General features: G+C 58.8%; 18 protein-coding genes, 1 tRNA gene and 1 pseudogene. 6 read left to right on the top strand and 14 right to left on the bottom strand.

Annotation, left to right across the window (positions count from 1 at the left end; genetic code table 11):
* Positions 1 to 7 precede the first annotated feature (7 nt).
* Positions 8 to 985 carry an efflux RND transporter periplasmic adaptor subunit gene (locus NKJ89_RS26860; protein ID WP_502904159.1) on the bottom strand — a complete coding sequence of 326 codons (978 nt, stop codon included), beginning with the start codon at positions 983 to 985 and terminating at the stop codon, positions 8 to 10.
* Positions 986 to 1144: 159 nt separating this feature from the next.
* On the opposite strand from NKJ89_RS26860, the gene NKJ89_RS26855 reads away from it, so the two are divergent.
* Both NKJ89_RS26855 and radC read left to right on the top strand, forming a co-directional pair.
* Positions 1145 to 1834 (top strand): TetR/AcrR family transcriptional regulator, encoded by a 690-nt coding sequence (locus NKJ89_RS26855; protein WP_352607024.1) that lies wholly within the window; start codon positions 1145 to 1147, stop codon positions 1832 to 1834.
* A 303-nt stretch (positions 1835 to 2137) separates the two neighbouring features.
* A complete protein-coding gene (gene radC / locus NKJ89_RS26850) occupies positions 2138 to 2899 on the top strand; it encodes a RadC family protein (RefSeq protein WP_352607022.1) in 762 nt (253 codons plus the stop codon).
* Between the two features lie 92 nt (positions 2900 to 2991).
* Here the strand turns inward: radC and tnpA are convergent, their stop codons facing one another.
* From tnpA to NKJ89_RS26805, 9 genes are all read right to left on the bottom strand, one after another.
* The gene (gene tnpA / locus NKJ89_RS35790) at positions 2992 to 3426 is read right to left on the bottom strand and encodes an IS66-like element accessory protein TnpA (protein ID WP_502904158.1); all 435 of its coding nucleotides are present in this window, start codon (positions 3424 to 3426) and stop codon (positions 2992 to 2994) included.
* A gap of 103 nt (positions 3427 to 3529) precedes the next feature.
* Positions 3530 to 3829, bottom strand: coding sequence for a MurR/RpiR family transcriptional regulator (locus NKJ89_RS26840; RefSeq protein ID WP_023757589.1), 300 nt, complete (start codon positions 3827 to 3829; stop codon positions 3530 to 3532).
* A 425-nt stretch (positions 3830 to 4254) separates the two neighbouring features.
* Complete coding sequence (iolG, locus tag NKJ89_RS26835) at positions 4255 to 5256, bottom strand: inositol 2-dehydrogenase (RefSeq protein WP_352607056.1); 1002 nt, start codon at positions 5254 to 5256, stop codon at positions 4255 to 4257.
* A gap of 37 nt (positions 5257 to 5293) precedes the next feature.
* Positions 5294 to 6067 carry a TIM barrel protein gene (locus tag NKJ89_RS26830; protein ID WP_023757591.1) on the bottom strand — a complete coding sequence of 258 codons (774 nt, stop codon included), beginning with the start codon at positions 6065 to 6067 and terminating at the stop codon, positions 5294 to 5296.
* 1 nt (position 6068) lies between these two features.
* Positions 6069 to 7028 (bottom strand): sugar phosphate isomerase/epimerase family protein, encoded by a 960-nt coding sequence (locus tag NKJ89_RS26825; RefSeq protein ID WP_352607020.1) that lies wholly within the window; start codon positions 7026 to 7028, stop codon positions 6069 to 6071.
* Positions 7025 to 8026, bottom strand: a complete 1002-nt coding sequence (locus tag NKJ89_RS26820) for a Gfo/Idh/MocA family oxidoreductase (protein ID WP_352607018.1) — start codon at positions 8024 to 8026, stop codon at positions 7025 to 7027. The genes NKJ89_RS26825 and NKJ89_RS26820 overlap by 4 nt, the downstream gene beginning before the upstream one ends.
* A gap of 89 nt (positions 8027 to 8115) precedes the next feature.
* Positions 8116 to 8940, bottom strand: coding sequence for an ATP-binding cassette domain-containing protein (locus tag NKJ89_RS26815; RefSeq protein ID WP_352607016.1), 825 nt, complete (start codon positions 8938 to 8940; stop codon positions 8116 to 8118).
* Positions 8941 to 8950: 10 nt separating this feature from the next.
* A complete protein-coding gene (locus NKJ89_RS26810; protein ID WP_352607014.1) occupies positions 8951 to 10006 on the bottom strand; it encodes an ABC transporter permease in 1056 nt (351 codons plus the stop codon).
* 99 nt (positions 10007 to 10105) lie between these two features.
* Complete coding sequence (locus NKJ89_RS26805; protein WP_352607012.1) at positions 10106 to 11071, bottom strand: substrate-binding domain-containing protein; 966 nt, start codon at positions 11069 to 11071, stop codon at positions 10106 to 10108.
* A 339-nt stretch (positions 11072 to 11410) separates the two neighbouring features.
* Between NKJ89_RS26805 and NKJ89_RS26800 the strand changes: the two genes are divergently transcribed.
* Both NKJ89_RS26800 and NKJ89_RS35785 read left to right on the top strand, forming a co-directional pair.
* A complete protein-coding gene (locus NKJ89_RS26800) occupies positions 11411 to 12439 on the top strand; it encodes a LacI family DNA-binding transcriptional regulator (RefSeq protein WP_352607010.1) in 1029 nt (342 codons plus the stop codon).
* A gap of 263 nt (positions 12440 to 12702) precedes the next feature.
* A pseudogene (locus tag NKJ89_RS35785) lies at positions 12703 to 12867 on the top strand (JAB domain-containing protein); the annotation flags it as partial.
* Positions 12868 to 12928: 61 nt separating this feature from the next.
* Here NKJ89_RS35785 and NKJ89_RS26790 read toward each other — a convergent pair.
* Together NKJ89_RS26790 and tig are read right to left on the bottom strand one after the other, a co-directional pair.
* Positions 12929 to 13453, bottom strand: coding sequence for a hypothetical protein (locus tag NKJ89_RS26790; protein ID WP_352607008.1), 525 nt, complete (start codon positions 13451 to 13453; stop codon positions 12929 to 12931).
* Positions 13454 to 13613: 160 nt separating this feature from the next.
* A complete protein-coding gene (gene tig / locus NKJ89_RS26785) occupies positions 13614 to 15089 on the bottom strand; it encodes a trigger factor (RefSeq protein ID WP_352607007.1) in 1476 nt (491 codons plus the stop codon).
* Between the two features lie 376 nt (positions 15090 to 15465).
* Here tig and NKJ89_RS26780 point away from each other — a divergent pair.
* Positions 15466 to 15550 (top strand) — tRNA-Leu (locus NKJ89_RS26780).
* 301 nt (positions 15551 to 15851) lie between these two features.
* Entirely contained in the window at positions 15852 to 16703 is an 852-nt protein-coding gene (locus NKJ89_RS26775; RefSeq protein ID WP_352607005.1) for a COG3904 family protein, read from the top strand.
* Positions 16704 to 16868: 165 nt separating this feature from the next.
* On the opposite strand, the gene NKJ89_RS26770 is transcribed toward NKJ89_RS26775, so the two are convergent.
* Together NKJ89_RS26770 and NKJ89_RS26765 are read right to left on the bottom strand one after the other, a co-directional pair.
* Positions 16869 to 17453, bottom strand: a complete 585-nt coding sequence (locus NKJ89_RS26770) for a GDYXXLXY domain-containing protein (RefSeq protein WP_352607003.1) — start codon at positions 17451 to 17453, stop codon at positions 16869 to 16871.
* Entirely contained in the window at positions 17450 to 18568 is a 1119-nt protein-coding gene (locus NKJ89_RS26765; RefSeq protein ID WP_352607001.1) for a DUF2157 domain-containing protein, read from the bottom strand. Before NKJ89_RS26765 ends, NKJ89_RS26770 begins: the two co-directional genes overlap by 4 nt.
* Positions 18569 to 18717: the final 149 nt, after the last annotated feature.

Below are 18717 nucleotides of genomic sequence, written 5' to 3'. Positions count from 1 at the left end.
CTCCACCTCACGATCCTCGTGCCGCCACGCGCGCGCCGTCGGCAAGGTCCGCTGGGTAGGGCGAAACGACCCGGTCCTGCTCGCCGATGCCGGACCACAGCTCGACACCGTTCACGCCGCGGATGCCGGCGCGGATCTCTCGCCGCCACGCCCTGTCGCCTTCGATCACGAATACGTCGTTCCCCTGGACCGCAGCCGAGGGAATCAACAGCACGTTCTTCGCTTCGCGGGTGACGATGTTGACGTCGGTCGACATGCCGATCCTCAGCGGCGTGTCATCGGGCAGGCGCAGATAGACGCGATAGGTTTTCGTCGTCGGGTCGCCCTTGGGCGTGATGCTGTCAACCGCTGCTTCGAGATTCTGCCCGAGGAACGCATCGGCCCTGAGGAGCACTCGCTGGCCGACCTCGACGCGCGCAATATCCTCCTCGTTGACCTCCGCGACCACCCGCAGCGGACGCGGCTCGCCGACCCAGAACAGCACGGTGCCGAGCTCGGCGATCTCGCCCACCTCGCCGTCTTGCCTCAACACGACGCCGGGACTCGGCGCCCGCAATATGTAAGTCTCAAGTCGTGCCTTTTGCGCGGCAAGCTGCGCTTCTATCTGCGATAGTTCGCTACGCGCGCGATCGAGCGCCTGTTGGCTCGCTGCATTTTTTTGCGCGAGCACGGTTTGGCGTTGGAACTCCTGTTCGGCGAGCGCCCGCCGCGCCTCAAGTTCGCCAAGCACGGCCTTCGCCTCGCTGTCGTCAAGCTTGGCGAGCACATGGCCGCGCCCGACCCGCGATCCTTCGCAGTCGCACTGCTCTATGATCCTCTCGCGCACGACCGGCGCCACCTTGGCCCAGATCTTGGGCTCGACTGCGCCGCTGGCATAGACGATCTCGGCGGCGGCGCCGCGCTTGGCGGTCACCACCGAAACAGGTGCCGGCCTCAGAAAATACCAGGCCGCGGCACCGCCTGCCGCCACCGCAACGATGGCCATACCCGCAATCCAGCGCCTCAACCGCATGCATGCTCCTTTTTGGCGAGACCTGTGGCGTCAGACCGACCGTCGGTCTATAGTACGGGAGAACGTCTTGGCGGCTGCCGCGTTCCGGTCCGTCGATCACGTTTTTCAGGAAAGCCGCCGCGGGAAACGTTATTGGCCAGAGCAAGAAAAGCGCCTGAAATACGCTCCGCCGAGCTTCTCGACTGCGCACAGCGCCTGTTCTTCGAGCGCGGTTATGACAATACGACGGTAGAAGACATCATCCGCGCGGCTGGCCTGTCGAAAGGTGCCTTCTACCACTACTTCGCCTCCAAGGAGGCGCTGCTGGAGGCGCTCGCGGCGCGGCTTGCCCGCGACAGCCTCGCCGAGTTGCAACCGATGCTCGACGATCCGTCGCTCGGACCAGTCGGCCGGCTCAACGCGCTTTTCGCAGGTTCGCAGCGGCTGAATGTCGAGCTCGCGCCGCAGCTCAGGACGACCTTTGCGGTCCTGTTTCGACCTGAGAACGTCGTGCTCTTCCACCGGGTCGATCTGGCTGCCAGGGAGCTTGCCCTACCGTTGATAGCTGATCTGCTGAAGAAGGGTAGCGAAGAGGACGCTTTTGACGTACCCGATCCCTTGGCGTTCGCCGACATGCTGCTGCAGATCAGGCTGATCTTTCGCGACGTGATGCATCGCGCGCTTCGTCAGGCCGACCAAGGAAACATCGAGGAGGCCGCGCTCCTGCTCGAAGAGCGCCTCAGGCTCTACGGTGTCGCGATCGACCGCCTGCTCAAGCTGCCCGACGGAACGATCAAAGCCGTGGAGCCCGGCTTTGCCCGCGCCTTCCTGCAGGCGGGCTAGCCATCTTGCTTCACCAAGGATCGCGGTTCCGCGCCACGCCTCGGCATGCTTGGCGAACATCCCTGCTTAAGTATAGCGAGGCAACGAGCCTTCGATCCCGTCACATGTCAGATGAACGTGGCCGCATGCGATAAGCGATGTTAAGTCTTGTTGCGCAAATCGTGGTTTCATCTGGCCGCCGTATTAGGAAGCCGGAGGCTGATAGCGGCAGCCGTCACGATCTGTAGGGATAGTCTCGCGATCGGAGAACGGAAATGTTTCGATCCGGGCCAGAACGGTTCTAATGTCAGCGCCGGGGGGCATATGGCCAACACAAGCGACGACGACGAGCGGAGTTTCTTCTCCGAAGCGCCGATGCGACCAGCTGCGAAAACCAAGGCGGCGATCGGCGAAAAGCCGCACTATCTCGGCCATCGCGACCGCCTGCGCGAGCGCTTTGCCTCGGCAGGTCCGGACGCCCTGCCCGACTACGAAGTTCTGGAACTTCTGCTCTTTCGCCTGATTCCTCGCGCCGACACCAAGCCGGCGGCCAAGGCGCTGCTGGCACGCTTCGGCACGCTGGCTGAAGTGCTTGGCGCACCGCTTGGCCTGCTTCAGGAGGTCAAGGGCATCGGCCCGGCTGTGGCGCTCGACCTGAAAATCGTCGCGGCGACCGCCCAGCGCATGGCGCGCGGCGAGGTCCACGGCCGCGAAATCCTCTCGTCGTGGACGCAGCTTCTCGACTATTGCCGATCAGTCATGGCGTTCGAGGCACGCGAGCAGTTCCGCATCCTGTTTCTCGACAAGAAGAACGCGCTGATCGCCGACGAGCTGCAGCAGACAGGCACCGTCGATCACACGCCTGTCTACCCGCGAGAAGTAATCAAGCGCGCGCTCGAACTCTCGGCGACCGCCATTATCCTGGTGCACAATCACCCGTCAGGCGATCCGACACCATCACGGGCCGATATCGAGATGACGAAGGAGATCATCGACGCCGGCAAGCGGCTGGGGATCGCTGTGCATGACCACATCATCATCGGGCGCAAGGGCAACGCCTCGATGAAGGGCCTGCTGCTGATCTAAGTGGTGGGTTCCAAAAGATGAGCGCTTGAGGCCCTTGCGGAAGTCGACCGGCTTCGTCGCCACCATGACCTTGACCGCACCCGTCGGCCCGATCATGACGTCGCCTTCGGCGCGCGGATCACTGCGCCCACCGTCTTGGTATCGGCGCCCCGGCCGACGCGCATCGCGATGCCGTCGATCTCAAGCTCGATCATGCCGGCGTCTCGAGTGGCTTGCCGTTTCCGCTGCTTCGGTGGATGCCTGGCTACAGGCTCCGCTGCCGCCACAACCGCCGGCACGAAGGCAGGAGAATCTTGCTGCACCGAAGCGGCCTGTTTGCCCGCTTCGCGGCGCCAGGCGAAGACCTGCTGCGGCCTGAGGCCATACCGGCGGGCGACCTCGGAAACGACTGCGTTCGGCTCCAGCGTCTCCGCGATGATCCGCGCCTTGTCATCCACCGACCACTGACGCCGACCGCCAGCACCGTTTATCACCTCGAAACGCCGAGGCTGCCGCTCTGGGCCAAGCGTAAGGTCAAGTCCAGACACAAGCCGATCTCCGATCCCAATACAGGATCGGCAACCTCACAGATCGCGACCACTCCCGAAAGGTGGTCCCACAACAGCGCTTACGGTTATTGCGGCTTTTCTGTCAGCATAGGGTGTCCGCCGCTCGTATCGAAATCTCCCGGATGTGCTGACGGAAAACCTGTCGGAACTCCCTGAAGTTATCGAACCCGAGAGCAGTGGCCACTCTGACCACGGTTGAGGGCGACACTTCGCATCGGTCCGCAAGCGATTGCGCGGTGCCGAATGCTACAATTTCCGGGTGGGCGAGAGCCGTGCGTGCGACGCGCTCCTGTTGCTCTGGGAGGCTAAGCCTGGTTGCTACAATCATATCCTTTAGCTCGGCGATGGTCGTCAGGTTTCGAATGGTTTTTTCCGCGCTCATGATCATGCTTCCGGTGCTTGTTCGGCCATGACTTATTGGGAAGGGTCGTTGGAGGTTGTCATCTAACCCCCGAACTTTGCGTGGATGGAAACACAGGCCTGCGCCATGTATTAGGAGGAGAGATCGCGGAATCATCCCCGCTTCGACGACGAGCCATCCGGCACAATCCACGTTCTTCACAAGTGGACGACCGGATCGAAGTCTGGGAAAACGTTCCTTCGGATGGCGAACATTCCCGTCCGCACCATCGCTGAAGCTGATATCCTGTGGCCGGTACCTGTAGTCGCAGCAGCTCGTTTGATCGAGTCCTTCGCGTCGCATCCTCCGGCATCAGGAGTATGCGGCGGCTCGATCCGAAGGTCGGGCCGCCGCTAGATCGGATAGGAGGAGTTGTCCGACAGAGATTGTTTTGCTTCTCCGAAAGCTCAGCCAAGAATCTCTACCAATTTCACCGGAGACCCGTTCTTTGCAGACTGGGTTGCAGCTTCCGCCATGGCGAGCGCTGCGACACCATCATCAAGGTTGACCGGCAGAGCCGAGCCTGTCTTCACAGCGTTGACAAATGCTGCCCATTCCGCCGCATAGGCGGGCATGTAGCGTTCGAGGAAGAAATAGGTGGGCTTTGCGCCCGTGACACCGGAAGTCGTGGACTTGACCAAGGTGTTTTCCAACATGTTCTGCGCCTGTAGCAGCCCTTCGGAGCCGAGAAGCTCCAGCCGCTGGTCATAACCATAGACGGCTCGGCGGCTGTTCTTGATCACGGCGATCCGGCCATCCGCATAGGCAAGGGTCACGACGGCGGTATCGACATCGCCTGCCGCGCCAATTTCCGGATCGACAATCGATGTACCCACCGCCGAGACGGAGACCGGCGCTGTCCCCATAACGAAATTAGCCATGTCGAAATCATGGATCATCATGTCGCGGAAAAGACCACCCGAAACCTTGATATAGGCGATCGGCGGCGGCGCGGGGTCGAAAGAGGTGATCGAGAGCAGTTCCGTCTTGCCGATTTCACCACGGTCGGCTGCTGCCTTGAGAGCCGCAAAGTTGGGATCGAAACGGCGGTTGAAGCCGATCATCACCGGCTTGCCGGTAGCGGCGGCCACCTTCTGGCAAGACTGTGCCCTTGCAAGGCTGAGGTCAACAGGCTTTTCACAAAGCACGGCCTTGCCCGCTGCCGTCGCCCGCTCGATCAAGTCGGAATGGGTATCGGTGGAGGTGGCAATCAGCACGGCATTGATGGCGGGATCATTGAGGATCGCATCGGTCGAGCAGGCTTCGGCGCCATACTGGGCGGCGATCTTCTCAGCGGCGGCCTGATTGATGTCCGAGACAGCCGCAAGGCGGCTGCCGGGATTGGTGGAAATGGCGGTGGCATGGACGCCAGCAATACGGCCTGCGCCCAAAAGGCCGACGTTCAGAATGGTGGATGACACGGATGATCCTCTTAGGAAAACAACATCAGATAGTGAAAGCGGTGCGGAAGGCTTCGAGTGCAGCTTCCGGATCACCGGAGGCAAAGGCTTCCATACCGACCGGCCCCGCGTAGTCCATGGATTTCAGGGCTTTTGCGACGCCATGCCAGTTCACTTCGCCCGTGCCCGGCTCGCAACGGCCGGGATTATCAGCCACCTGAACTTCCCCGATCCAGGGCAGGCAGGCCTTACACCAGCGGATAAGATCACCTTCACCGATCTGGGTATGGTAGAGATCGAGGTTAATTCGCAGTTGCGGGCGGTTGACGGCTGCAACGAGCGCAAGCACGTCTGCCGTCGAGCCGAAGGGGCAGCCGGGGTGATCGATTGGGTTGAGGTTTTCCAACGTGAAGACCTGACCCTCGGCTTCTGCCAGATCGCAGATGCGGTTGAGTGTATCGCGAGCCCGCTGTTCCATGCCCGGCGCGAAGGCACCGATCTTCAGGATCGGAATGCCCATGTCGCCAAGCCCTGTGCCATGCAGATTGAGGCGGTGGACACCGAGCCGCTTGCCGACCTTCGCCGTTTCCGTGGCAGATGCCAGAAGCATCTCACAACCTTCTGCATCGGTGAGCCGACCTTCGAGATAGCCATTCATGATAGTGAAGGTGGCACCGGTTTTTTCAAGCGCATCAAGATTCCAGGCGGGCCAGTTCCAAAGGCCAACGCCGAAGCCCATTTCCTTCAGGCGGCTTGCCCGCCATTCGATTGGTTTGTCGCGCCAGAGCATTTCGGCGCAAGCAGCAAGTTGGAAGCTCATCTTAGATTTCCTGAAGTTTGAAATCGGCCGGTGCAACCGGCATGACACCCTTGAGAAGGGCCACGGATTTTTCGAGGCCCTCAAGTGAGTTGAGAAGCACGTCCTCATGCTCGATTGAAAGCCAGCCGTCGTAGCCAGCCATCTTCAAGCGATAGCAAAACTGTCGCCACCACTCCTCACTGTGGCCGAAGCCGAGTGTGATGTATGACCAGGAGCGGGCTGGAATGTCGGTCAGGTTGCCGTTTTCGAGGAGGCTGGTCACTGCCTGTTTGGGCGCGTTCAAGAATGTGTCCTTGGCATGGACGTGATAGACGGCCTCCCCCAATGCCTCGGCTGCTATCAGCGGATCGGCTCCCATCCAGAAGAGGTGCGAGGGATCGAGGTTCGCGCCAATGACAGGGCCGACTTCTTGACGGAGTTTCAGAAGCGACGGCACGTTGTAGACGCACTGGTTGCCATGCAGTTCGAGCGCAATCTTTTCCACACCGCATTCATTTGCCAGCGCCACGATCTCGGTCCAGAACGGGAAGAGTTTTTCTTCCCACTGGTATTTGAGGATCGCCTGCGTTTCCGGCGGCCAGGAAGAGACGACCCAGTTTGGCATGGTATCGGACGGATTGCCCGCAGGTAGGCCAGACATGGTGCAGACGGTCTTGATGCCCATCTCGCCTGCGACCCGGATGGTGTTCTTCAGACCTTCACCCTGAGCCGGATCGGTCGGGTGAAGCGGATTGCCATTGGCATTGAGGCTGATCACATCAATCCCACGATCTGAAAAGCCCTTGAGGAAGTCTTTCTGCGCGACCGTGTTACCCAGCATGGATTTGAGATCGAAATGCGGTGCGGTCGACCAGCCGCAGGTGTTGACCTCAATACCGGAGACGCCCATGCGTGCAGCGTTGTCGAGAAGGTCGTCGAGCGGCATGCCGCCGAGGCTGTCAGATACAAAACCCAGTTTCATGCGTAGAACTCCGGCTTGGAAATCATGGTGACGAGCTGCTTCTGCCCGGAAGCGAGTGCCGTTACGCCTGCCTCGGCGGCAACTGCTGCGGCATAGCCATCCCAGCAGCTTGATGCGATCTCGGGAAACACGTCTGTGTCGACGAAGCGTAGGAAGGCGCGGTTCTGGCGGCGATAGGCATCGAAATAGCGGGTCCGCCAATCGGCATCGTAGCCGGTGTGGACGCCAAGCGAGCGTTCGAGATGGGTATAAGCGACATGGCTCATGGAAATGCTCGCCTGCTCGCCCACAAGTTCGGCACGAACGTCGTAGCCGTATGCAGCGTTGTTGTTGATCTCGATGTTGACGAGCTGGCCATCGACGGTTTCGAGGACCATGAAGACGGGCGCGACGCGTCGATCAGAGCGCTTCGGCTGGAAGGCAGAGATCCAGGCATATTCGGTGCCAAGTACATGGCGCACGACGTCGAACTCATGCGGGGCGGAATTGGTGATTGCCATGGCACCGGTGAAGTCGGAGGCTGGCGTTTCCACATTGCGGTGGAAGTTGTGCATCATCAGGGCTCGGCCAAGCGTGCCACTTTCAATTGCCTCTTTCATCTCGACATAGGACTGGTCGTAGCGCCGCATGAAGCCGAGCTGGACGAACTTTTGACCAACTTCCTGTTCGGCCTGCATGATCGAGAGGCATTCGGCCGAGGCCTGCGATAGGGGCTTTTCGCAGAGCACCTTCTTGCCTGCGTTGATGCAGGCGAGTGACAGCGGCGCATGAGTGAAGTCCGGGCTCGCGACGATCACCGCATCCACATCGGCACGACCAATCACGGCTTCCGGATTACTTGCAACGTCTGCCGCACCATGGGCATCGGCCACCTTGCGCGCGCGGACTTTATCCATGTCGCAGACCACCTGAAGGGTCGCGCCCGGCATTTCCTCCACGACGATCTTGGCGTGGTCAGCGCCCATCAGCCCTGCACCAATGACTGCTACACGCACCATTGGACAAACTCCTTCCATTCGGTTGGCACAAGAGCTCAACCGCTTCCATTCAACAAATTCCACTACTTGTCGGCTATGCCAATATTCACTCAGTGAGCGGGCGGTGGCGGAAGACCGTCATGGGTCTCCATATACCCTTCAATAGAGGCTTCGAGACTGGCCATGGATTCACCACCGGCCATCAGATCAGCGATCTGCTCGCGTGTCTTTTCCCCCTTGCGGAAGTCGGCCGCAATTGCACCACGAATGAGCACTGCGAAATGATCGCCCACTGCCATGGCATGCATCACCTGATGGGTGATGAAAATGACCGCGAGGCCACGACGCTTGGCCTCATTGACGATACGCAGTACGTGAGCAGCCTGCTTGACGCCGAGGGCTGCCGTCGGCTCGTCGAGAATGAGAACACGGGCTCCGAAATAGACAGCACGGGCAATCGCGAGCGACTGGCGCTCTCCTCCGGAAAGGCCACCGACCAAACGATCCCCGTCGGTGATGCGTGTGATCCCCATTTTCTGAACCTCTACAACCGCCACTAGGTTGGCAGTTTTACGGTCGAAATACTTGAACAGTCCCCAACCCTTTGTCGGCTCCGAACCCATGAAAAAGTTGCGTCCTATGGACATCAATGGATATGTCCCACCGAATTGGTGAACCGTAGCTATCCCGCGTTCCTGAGCCTCACGGGGACTGGAGAAAAGTGCGGGCTGACCATCCATCAGAATTTCGCCACGCGTCGGCTGATAGACACCAGACAACGTTTTGATGAGCGTCGACTTACCCGCGCCGTTGTCGCCAAGCAGGCAGAGCACTTCGCCTTCACCCACCTTGAGGCTGATATCGTTCAGAACATCAATATGGCCAAACGATTTGTCGACGTTTCGAAATTCGAGAACGGGTTTCTTATCGGACATTGTCGCTCTCCTATTTCTTCCTGGACGTCGACCAGCTGGTGGCCAAATGACGAAACGTGTCGTTGAGCAGGACAGCGATCAAAAGCATGACACCGATGATTAGGAAGGACAGGTTTCTGTCGATCTCCGTGAAACCAATAGCTTGGGTAACAATCGAAAGGGTGAGCACCCCGAAGACAATGCCCATTACAGTACCAAAACCACCCGTGAGGAGAACGCCACCTACGACCACGGCGATAATGGTGTTGAAGATCAGGCCAAAATTGGCCTGAGACGTTGCGGAGCTGAATGTCATCACCTGAAGGACACCAGCAAAGGCCGCCGATATGGAACACAGCATGAAGAGTGCAATCTTCATCCTGGTTACAGGAATACCTGCGTTTCTCGCACTTTCCTGGTCTCCACCAAGAGCGAAGACCCAGCTTCCCTTCGGAGAGTAATGCAGAAAGAAGACGAATGCTGCGACAAGCCCACCCCACCAGAAGACGGAAGAATTGAAGCCATACACCTTCCCGCCGAAGAGCGATTTTGCCCAATCTGGCGCGTGATAGAAGGAATTGGTGTTGTTGATGAAGAAGATCGACAGGTAGAGCGTGACGCCTGCCACTGCAAAGAGCGTCGCCAATGTCACGATGAACGACGGCACGCGCGTGTGAGTTACGATGTATCCATTAATGAAGCCGATCAGTGCACCGATGGCAAGCGCTGCAGCTACACCGACAAGCACAGGCATCTGATAGTGCTCGCAGACAATCGCAACTGTCATCGTGGACGCGGGAAGTACAGCACCGGTTGAAATATCGAGTTCACCGGCAATCATCAGGAACCCGACCGGAATTGCAATCATTCCTATGAGTGACGCGAAGTTCACCCACGTAGTTACACCAGCTACGGACAAAAAGTTGCGGCTATATCCGAACATCGCAAAAAGGATGAATACAGCCACGAATCCCATGAGAGCACCAGCGGCAGGGGTGCGAAAAAAGGCCTTAATGGATGAAATGGCCGATTCACTCTCGATGGCGGGTGTTTCAACGGTGCTGGTTCTTAGGTTTGTGGCGGTCATGGAAGCAAAATCCTCAGTTAGCGCAGACGAAGCTACATAGAGGGAGCATGGATGAGACCCGGCCCGGTTAGCGGCCAGGTCTCAAGCCTCGGGCCAGCCTCAACGTGCGCCGAGTTTGACGCCTTCGATTGCCGAAGCAACATTGGTCTTGTCGACAATCGCCGGACCAGTCAGAACCGGCTTCGTTGCAATCGCAGTGCCGAACTTCAGGTTTGCAAACAGCATGGAGGTTGCGAGGTACCCCTGCAGATAAGGCTGCTGGTCGATTGCGAAGGTCTGGGTGCCCTTCGAAATGCGATCCAGAACCGAGGCGGACATATCGAAGGTGCCAAGCTGAATCTTGCCGGCCTTGCTCTGCTGATCGATGGAGCTAGCGGCAGCATCTGCAGCCCATGCAGCGAGCGTGATGACGGCGTCAATGGACGGATCGGCGATCAGCTCGGATTTGATTGCTTCAGAGGTACCATTCATGTCCTGGTCAAGGTTAGCAGGAACACGGAGGATGAAGGTGTCTGCGCCAGCCTTCTTCGCACCGTCTTGAACGCCCTTGCAGCGGGTTTCGAGATTTACGGCACCTGGGTTCTGGATGTGGCAGAGGATTTTCTTTGCACCATGAGCAGCGAGATACTTGCCACCCTCAACACCTGCCAGATATTCGTCCGACCCAAAATAGTTTAGCGAGCCGTAATTATCCATCTCACTCTGGCCAGCGTTGAAGGAGATGATCACCACGCCCTTGTCCCGCGCAGCCTTGAGGGCAGGGGTTTCGGATTCTGGCAGCCAGTTCGGGATAGCAATACCTTTAGCGCCCTGGGCTACGGCCTGTTCGATTAGCGAAGCGAGGTCCGGGCCGAAGTTGTCATAGTTTTGGGTCTGCATGAAATTGACGGTGCCGCCATTAGCCTTGACCATCAGCGAAGCATCATCGACGCCCTTCTTGACCATGTTCCAGAAGCCATCTTGGGCCGAACCCACGATGACGGCGATATCCGTGTCACCCGCATGAGCGCTGGATGCCAGCATGAATGCCATGGCTGCGGTAGCAATTTTCTTGGTGAACGACATGTCGAAATTCCTCCTCAGGTTAAAGCCGCATGGCTGCGGCTCGACATACTTTTTTGCCTTTTTTGGCCGTGCGGCCGATCCCGGTAGGCACGCGCAGTTCCGCGATCTCAACACAACGATGTTGAGCCTCCTCGTCCCAAATTGTGCGCTGGGCCTCCCCCCAAAGCGCTGACGGCTCCTAGATCGCTGAGCACTGTCAACGCGTAATGAATGCTACGTTGACATCTTTCACGTCAATCTGGATTACTATCGCTTCGGAAATTCGTCTCAAATCATTTCGAAAATTTGTATGGATGATATTTTTTGAGATGCCGAAACCAGGGTAATGGAATTTTTGACATGAAGAGACCAACCATTCCAGACTTGGCAAAAGCTGCAGGTGTATCCGTGTCAACGGTCAATCGAGTACTGTCCGAGCCTGAATCGGTCCGGAGCAATACGCGCACACGCGTTTTGGCAGCCGCTGAGGAAATCGGCTTCTACGGACTTGGCACCATCAAGCAGGCGGCGAAGGCACAAGAGGTGATCCACCGTGTCGGGGTTTTGCTGCAGCGACGGGAGAGACGCTTCTATCGCCTACTCGGCGATTCAATTGCGCAAGCTGCGGAAGCTTATCCTGCCTGCAATATCGATCTGACGGTCGAGTACATGGAAGACCTCACGCCGGAGAAAGTCGCGGCACATATTCAGTCGCTCGGCGGGCGGTGCGAAGCACTTGCGATTGTAGCGCCGCAGCATCCTGCCGTTGCTGACGCGATTGACGCAGTTCTTGAAAGCGGCGTGCCGGTCGTTTCACTTATCGGCCCCCTCACGGCCAAGGGAGCCATCAGCTTTGTCGGGCTCGATAATTGGAAAGTAGGACGCACCGCTGCCTGGGCGTTTGACCGCATGGTGCGGGAACCGGGCAAGATAGGCATTCTTGTCGGCAGCCACCGATTGCGGAACCAGGAAATGAACGAAAGCGGGTTTCGTTCTTACTTCCGTGAACATAATTCGGAATTCACGCTGCTCGAACCGTTGCCAACTTACGAGTCAGCCGTGGTTGCCCGTGAACATGTCGAAAAGCTGCTGACAGATCATCCGGATATGTGCGGACTATTCATCTCAGGGGGTGGTGTTACAGGTGCGATAGCCGCACTCAGGGCTACTCCAAAACGGGAAGACTTCGTTACCGTAGGCTATGAACTCTTTGAAGATACGCGGGCTGCTTTGATAGACGGTACGATTTCGCTGATCCTGTCACACCCCATAGAGCGTTTTGCATCTGAGACTATCGCAACTCTGGTGAAAGCGAAGAACGCAGGTCCTGATAACGGGGTATTTAGGATCACGTTTCCATTCGATATGTACAGCCCCGAGAGCGTTTGATGACGACTTGGCTCTTAAGTTGGCCATCCAAATGGCAGGCTGGGGTGCACCTACGTCTTCACGTCCGCTTTGGGCCACGTGCGGCCAAGAAGGCTTAGGAGCAACAGAGTATCGTGAAGTGCCGCCGCCCGTCCATGAACCAGTCTGATGGCGCGTGACATTCACGGGGACCCATGATTAACCGCTCTCAATTACCGGCATCAACGCCTTCCGCCAATCTCATTTTTCGACGCTTTTTCAAGCTGTTACGTCGTTTCTCAAGATTGATGCACAATCATCTTTCAGGTGATCCGACGCCGTCGTGCGCCGATATCGAGATGACGAAGGAGATCATCGACGCCGGCAAGCGGCTGGGGATCGCTGTGCATGACCACATCATCATCGGGCGCAAGGGCAACGCCTCGATGAAGGGCCTGCTGCTAATCTAAGTGGTGGGTTCCAAAAGGTGAGCGCTTGAGCAAACAATGCCGCTTTGGCCCATCGATCCGGTCACGGCGGGTCGGCATTGCAGTTGCCGGCCACTTGGTTGACCGCTTCACCGAACCCGGAAAGGTTGAAGTCGGCCTCGCCGCGTCCCGAAAGCAGCCCGAAGCGCCACGATAGCTGGAGCCGGTTCGCGGCAGCAAGGCGCCTGATGCCATCGGCACCATCGCGCACCAGCGTCCTGCCGCGCGGCCCGACCGACCAGCTTTCGTCGAACTTGCTGCCCTGGTCGACCGTCACCGACATGGTGATCTTGCGGCTGGCCGAGACACCGTCATTCAGTTGCAGCCATTCGGTCCAATGCGGCTCGCCGTTTGCCCGGCAGGCAATCGTTAGGATCGGGCTGTAGCTCAAGGCGCCGCCACCGGTGATCAGCTTGTTGGTGGCATAGAGCGAGGCCGTGACGACGCCGTCTTCGCCCGTTTCGAACCGCCAATTGTCAAGCACCGCTTCGGCACGGGCAATGCCGCATACCGAGACCAGGACCAGGGCAATTGCCACAGCGTGTCCCATTTCGACGAACAGCTTCAACACGTCCTCCAACAACCCAAGCGGCTGCAATAGAAGCGCAGATAATGATCAAAGCTTGGTCGCCACAGGCCGTCCCGCGCGAAGTGTCGCGGCTGTTGCAGTTTGGCAACGAAAAAGGCCGCCCGAGGGCGGCCTTCCTGTTTTAGCTAGGGCGCTGGTGTTATTCGGCGTCCTTCGCGGCCTTCTTCTTCGGCGCGGCCTTCTTCTTGGTCTCTTCGGCGTCGTCGGCCTTCTTCTCGTCAGCCTTCTTGGCGGCGGCTTTCTTCGCCGGCTTCGCCTTGGCGGCGGTTTCGTCCCCCTCGTCGTCGGCCATCAGCTCTTCCTTGCTGACCTTGACGTCGGTAACCGAAATCTGGCCGAGTAGATGATCGACTACCTTCTCTTCGAACATCGGCGCGCGTAGCGTGTTCAGCGCTTCCGGGTTGTTGCGGTAGAATTCGAAGACTTCCTGCTGCTGGTTGCCGGGATAGCGGCGCACCTGCTCGAACAGGCCGCGCTGCAGCTCGTCATCCGATACGGTGACGCCGGCCTTCTCGCCGATTTCAGCCAGCACCAGGCCGAGGCGCACGCGGCGCTCGGCGAGACGCAGATACTCGGCGCGCGCCTCTTCTTCCGTCGTCTCTTCGTCGGCGAAGGTGCGTCCGGCCGCTTCCAGGTCGCGAACGACCTGCGCCCAGATGTTGTTGAACTCGGCATCGACAAGTTTCGATGGCGCCTCGAACGAGTAGGACGCGTCGAGCTGGTCGAGCAGTTGGCGCTTGACCTTCTGGCGCGTCATGGCCCCGAACTGGTTTTCGATCTGGCCGCGCACCACGTCACGTAGACGCTCCAGCGACTCCAGGCCGAGGTTCTTGGCGGTCTCATCGTTGATTTCCAGCGCGCCGGGCTGGGACACTTCCTTGACGGTGACGTCGAAGGTCGCTTCCTTGCCGGCAAGATGCGCCGCCTGGTAGTTTTCCGGGAAGGTCACGGTGACCTGCCTTTCGTCACCGGCCTTGGCGCCGACCAGCTGATCCTCGAAGCCGGGGATGAACTCCTTCGAGCCCAGCACCAGCGGCTGATCGGTACCGGCGCCGCCATTGAAGGCCTCGCCATCGATCTTGCCGACATAATCGATGGAGACGCGGTCGCCAATGGCAGCCTTGCCGGTCTTCGGCTCGTAGCTGCGCGCCGATTCGGCAACGCGCTGGACCTGCTCGTCGATCTCGCTGTCCGGCACGTCGAACACCTGGCGTGTCACCTTGATGTCGGAAAAGTCCTTGATCTCGATCGCCGGAATGACCTCGTAGTTGAGGCGGAACTCGAAATCGGCGCCGCCGGCCAGGATCTTCTCAGCTTCCTTCTCGTCCTCGGTCATGATGACTTCGGGCTGCATGGCAGCCTTCTCACCACGCCCGGTAATGATCGAACGGGTCGAATCGTTGAGGATCTCATTGACCACTTCGGCCATGAACGACTTGCCGTAGACCTTGCGCAGGTGCTGCACCGGCACCTTGCCGGGACGGAAGCCGTTGATGCGGACCTTGTTCCTGGCGTCCGAAAGCCGTGCCATCAGCTTGGCTTCCATGTCACCGGCCGGCACGGTGATCTTGATCTCGCGCTTGAGACCGGAGTTGAGCGTTTCGGTGACCTGCATCGTAAAACCTTTGTTTTCACCAATGAGACTGCACGGCCTCTGCCGTTTACAGCCTGCCGGTATATTCTTGCCGGGAATGGCTTTTGGTACGGAACCTGGCGATTTGACCGAAAATCCGGCTCAAACTCTCCCAAACTGCGTTCCAAAATGTGAATAAGTTCTTGTTTTTCCTACTTCTTATCACATTCTGCAGAAGCGGATCGGCGCGTCCCGTCACATTTGACACGCCTTTTGTCACAGGCGAGGCCAATTTTCAACAGTCTTCGCATTTCGGCGAATGACCGACATTTTGATCCTGATCCAACATCTTGTCTCTGACCCAACATCTTGTCTCCGACATTGACAGAATGATGGCTACATGGGATTGCCGGTCCATGCGGATGTGGCGGAACTGGTAGACGCCCTGGATTTAGGTTCCAGTGCCGAAAGGCGTGGGGGTTCGAGTCCCTTCATCCGCACCAATTTTTAGGCCAATGACCGCTTCGAATTAAATCCAACTTTCAATGAAGGCCCTTGAAATAGTTCGTTGACAGGTTCTTACTTGCGGCAGGCAGGTTGGGGCGCTGTCGGGCTGTGCGAGTAGTTTCTCTAGTTGTGGCGGTAGCGTCAATTGTCGCGGCAGCAACATGTAAAGTTGAGGCCCTAGAATACACGCCTGCTTCGTCTCCAGGGCAGCAGCCGTTTCTTGTTGTTTCCGGCGAGTTCAACAACAATGAACCCCTGAACGCTTTTAGCAACGCGGTTGTGAGCAGCGGGGCCCGGATGATCGTATTCAACTCCCCCGGCGGCAATGTCGGCAGCGCGCTTCGGTTGGGGCGTATGATCCGCGCGGCGGGGTTGGATACGCTACAGGTTCGCCAATTGCAGTGCGCTTCAGCCTGCTCACTGGCCTTCTTGGGTGGCGTCCACCGTGTTGCCGAACCAGGTTCTATAGGCGTTCATCGGGCGTTCTTGAAACCGGCTGACGGGATGTCCAGAGAAGAAGCAAAGGCCCGTGTCCAGCTCGGAACGGCCGCAATCACATCCTATGTAGTCGAGATGGGAGTGGACCCCAAGCTGATGGAATTGGCTTCGAGCTATGACAAGCATGACATAAGGTATCTATCGGCCGGCGAAATGGCAGAGTTACGTGTGACCAATGTCGCAGCGAACCAATCGCCCCCAGATACACCGCAGGTGTCGACGAGGCCAGATCCTGCGCCCGTACCAGTGCCTGCACCCGACGCAAGGCAACAGGCGGAGAGCGCTGCGGTCGCCTTCGTCAAGGATCTCCTCGAGCATCATGGCGACAACGACGATTTCGCTCTTGCTCAAGTTCAAGCGTCCTACGCTCGCACGGTCGACTATTATGGCAAGTTGACGAACCTGAGTTCGATCATTCAGGACAAGAGGAAATATTACCAGCGATGGCCCGAACGCGCATATAACGTCCGCAATGACAGCACTGTGGTCACCTGTGCAAACGATCGCTGCATGGTTTCTGGCGTGTATGACTGGGTTGTGCGCAGCCCCTCGATACACAAGCAGGAAAAAGGCGTAGCAGACTTTAGCTACACAATATCGATTGGCCCCTATCCCAAAATCATCGCCGAGACGAGTAAGGTCCGGAGTTGATCAGCGGAGTTCTCCATCCCTGAGTCAGTGAACTTTCTTGCGAACAATCTATTGGCTATTTCGTATAGTGGCACACGCTCCGCCCGGCGGGGTACCACAGTTGATACAAAAATGAGTCCATTCCGGCGCCGCGCTGTTCGCACCGATCACCGGCATCCATCGTTATTAATATAGCGGTTCCTCGAACAGCGTCCTGTCACCGTCGACCAGCGCCTTGATTTGCGCGGTGCCGTCACTGGCGAGCGCGAGCCGGATGCCGAACGGCCGCACCCGCATGTCGTTCTGGATCGCCGTCCCCTCGCCTTCCGGCAAGTAGAAGCGCTCGATGCCATAGTCCGGCGCGATGGTCGTGACATCGCCGCGAAGATCCCAGCCCTCGGCGACATGGCCAACGATATCAACCTCGCCGGCAGCGGCCGGCGTCGGCGCCTTGCCGAACCAGGCGGTCGTCGGCTGCCAATAGGCATCGGCGCCCTTGCTCAGGCGGACGACGATCATGGTGTCGTCGCTCGAAAATTTGCCGGGCGGAATGTTGGTGATCATTTTCACCGGTATCCGCGAAATCTCGTAGCCGAGGACAACATAGTCGCCGCGCAGGAGGTCGCGCGGGTCGATGGGTTCGACCTTCAGCAGCACTTCCTTGCCGTTGCGCAGGATCGCCGCTCGGCCGGCGATGATCCAGCCCAGGAAGCCGATCTGGACAAGCGCCAGCACCAGCGCCGAGACAACTAGTCTTTTCCCGGTCATCATGCTGCGACTCCCCCGGCGACTGGACCCTTCATGCGTTTTTCCACGCGCATGATGACCAGCGCAAGGACGCCGAGCAGCACCGCGGCGGCCAGGAAGAAGCCGGCCGTGTCGAGCATCGATTGCAAGGTCACGACATAGATGATGGCGAGTTCGAAGGCGAAACCGGCATAGGCAAGCCAGCGCAACCCACGGCTCTCCCGTCCCGCCAGCACGATTGCCGCGACGATGCCAGCCAGGGCGATGACCGAAGCGATGGCGAAACCGCTGTTGTAGGTGCTCTCGTCAGCCAGTTCGAACTGGATCATCGCCAGACCGGTCAGGAAGCCGAGCAACGCGTGCAAGGGTAAGCGGCCGCCGAGTTGCACGATCCTGTCGACGGGGTCCGGCGCCAGGACCGAGGCCGCGAACACCAGCGCCGAGACGATGACCAGCGGGATCGCAACCTGCAGCGTGTCGTGGTTCGTGATCAGCAGCACCAGGTAGAACAGCACCGACAGGATGATCAGGTGCCGAGCCAGCTGGCTGCGGGTCCAGAACGAGACGGCATACAGCACGGTCGCCATGACGACGAAGGCATGCGGAAGATCACTGCGGCTGAAATAGTCGAAGCCTTTCAGAAACAGCCAGGCATCGGCAATGCCGACAGAAGCGACAGTCAGCGGGTTCGAACGCAACATCACCGCCGCCAATGCCGTGCCGGCGCCCCAGGTGACCAGAGCCGAGGCCTCGTCGCCGGACAGATGATACATCTGGCCGATAAGCGCTATCGAGCCGCCGAAACCCGCTGCGGCTACGATCCACAGCGCCTCGCCGATCGCCGCATGGTCGCGCGTCTTCAACACCGCGCCGCCGATGTAACCGCCAACGATAACCGCAAAGAGTGCCAGAACGCGCGCCAGCCGCGGAACCGCGTCCCAGTTGGCGGCGACGAAAATCAGGATGGCGGCGCCGAACAGCAAGGCAGCCATCATCGCCAGGATCGAGCCGAAGCTGAGCGATTTGCGCTCGTTAGCCTCGATATCGCGCGCGAGCGAATCGGCCGTCGGCGCATCGATCAGCCCGGCCTGCTGCCAGCGGGCAATATCCACCCTGACCCGCGACGAATAACCCGCCATGCCGCTTCTCCCCAGTTTGGTCTTCTTGTCAGCCGACGAGGTCAAACCGTTGACGCTGCGGCATTTTCCGATTCGGGTTTCTTTGTGTCAGGTCCGTGAACGCGCGTTAATGCTGCATTGCACAATTTGCATTGCTGCCATGCAGCCAT

Source organism: Mesorhizobium sp. M0047 (assembly GCF_040323315.1).
GTDB lineage: Bacteria > Pseudomonadota > Alphaproteobacteria > Rhizobiales > Rhizobiaceae > Mesorhizobium.
This window is presented reverse-complemented; position numbering and strand designations above follow the sequence as displayed.

Excerpts from the sequence above, each read along its gene's own strand:
- tig (WP_352607007.1), bottom strand. The coding sequence starts at position 15,089 with ATGCAGGTCACCGAAACGCTCAACTCCGGTCTCAAGCGCGAGATCAAG.
- NKJ89_RS26840 (WP_023757589.1), bottom strand. The coding sequence starts at position 3,829 with ATGAGCGCGGAAAAAACCATTCGAAACCTGACGACCATCGCCGAGCTA.
- NKJ89_RS26765 (WP_352607001.1), bottom strand. The coding sequence starts at position 18,568 with ATGGCGGGTTATTCGTCGCGGGTCAGGGTGGATATTGCCCGCTGGCAG.
- NKJ89_RS26775 (WP_352607005.1), top strand. The coding sequence starts at position 15,852 with ATGATCGTATTCAACTCCCCCGGCGGCAATGTCGGCAGCGCGCTTCGG.
- NKJ89_RS26815 (WP_352607016.1), bottom strand. The coding sequence starts at position 8,940 with ATGTCCGATAAGAAACCCGTTCTCGAATTTCGAAACGTCGACAAATCG.
- NKJ89_RS26830 (WP_023757591.1), bottom strand. The coding sequence starts at position 6,067 with ATGAGCTTCCAACTTGCTGCTTGCGCCGAAATGCTCTGGCGCGACAAA.
- NKJ89_RS26800 (WP_352607010.1), top strand. The coding sequence starts at position 11,411 with ATGAAGAGACCAACCATTCCAGACTTGGCAAAAGCTGCAGGTGTATCC.
- NKJ89_RS26825 (WP_352607020.1), bottom strand. The coding sequence starts at position 7,028 with ATGAAACTGGGTTTTGTATCTGACAGCCTCGGCGGCATGCCGCTCGAC.
- NKJ89_RS26805 (WP_352607012.1), bottom strand. The coding sequence starts at position 11,071 with ATGTCGTTCACCAAGAAAATTGCTACCGCAGCCATGGCATTCATGCTG.
- NKJ89_RS26860 (WP_502904159.1), bottom strand. The coding sequence starts at position 985 with ATGGCCATCGTTGCGGTGGCGGCAGGCGGTGCCGCGGCCTGGTATTTT.
- radC (WP_352607022.1), top strand. The coding sequence starts at position 2,138 with ATGGCCAACACAAGCGACGACGACGAGCGGAGTTTCTTCTCCGAAGCG.
- NKJ89_RS26770 (WP_352607003.1), bottom strand. The coding sequence starts at position 17,453 with ATGATGACCGGGAAAAGACTAGTTGTCTCGGCGCTGGTGCTGGCGCTT.
- NKJ89_RS26810 (WP_352607014.1), bottom strand. The coding sequence starts at position 10,006 with ATGACCGCCACAAACCTAAGAACCAGCACCGTTGAAACACCCGCCATC.
- NKJ89_RS26820 (WP_352607018.1), bottom strand. The coding sequence starts at position 8,026 with ATGGTGCGTGTAGCAGTCATTGGTGCAGGGCTGATGGGCGCTGACCAC.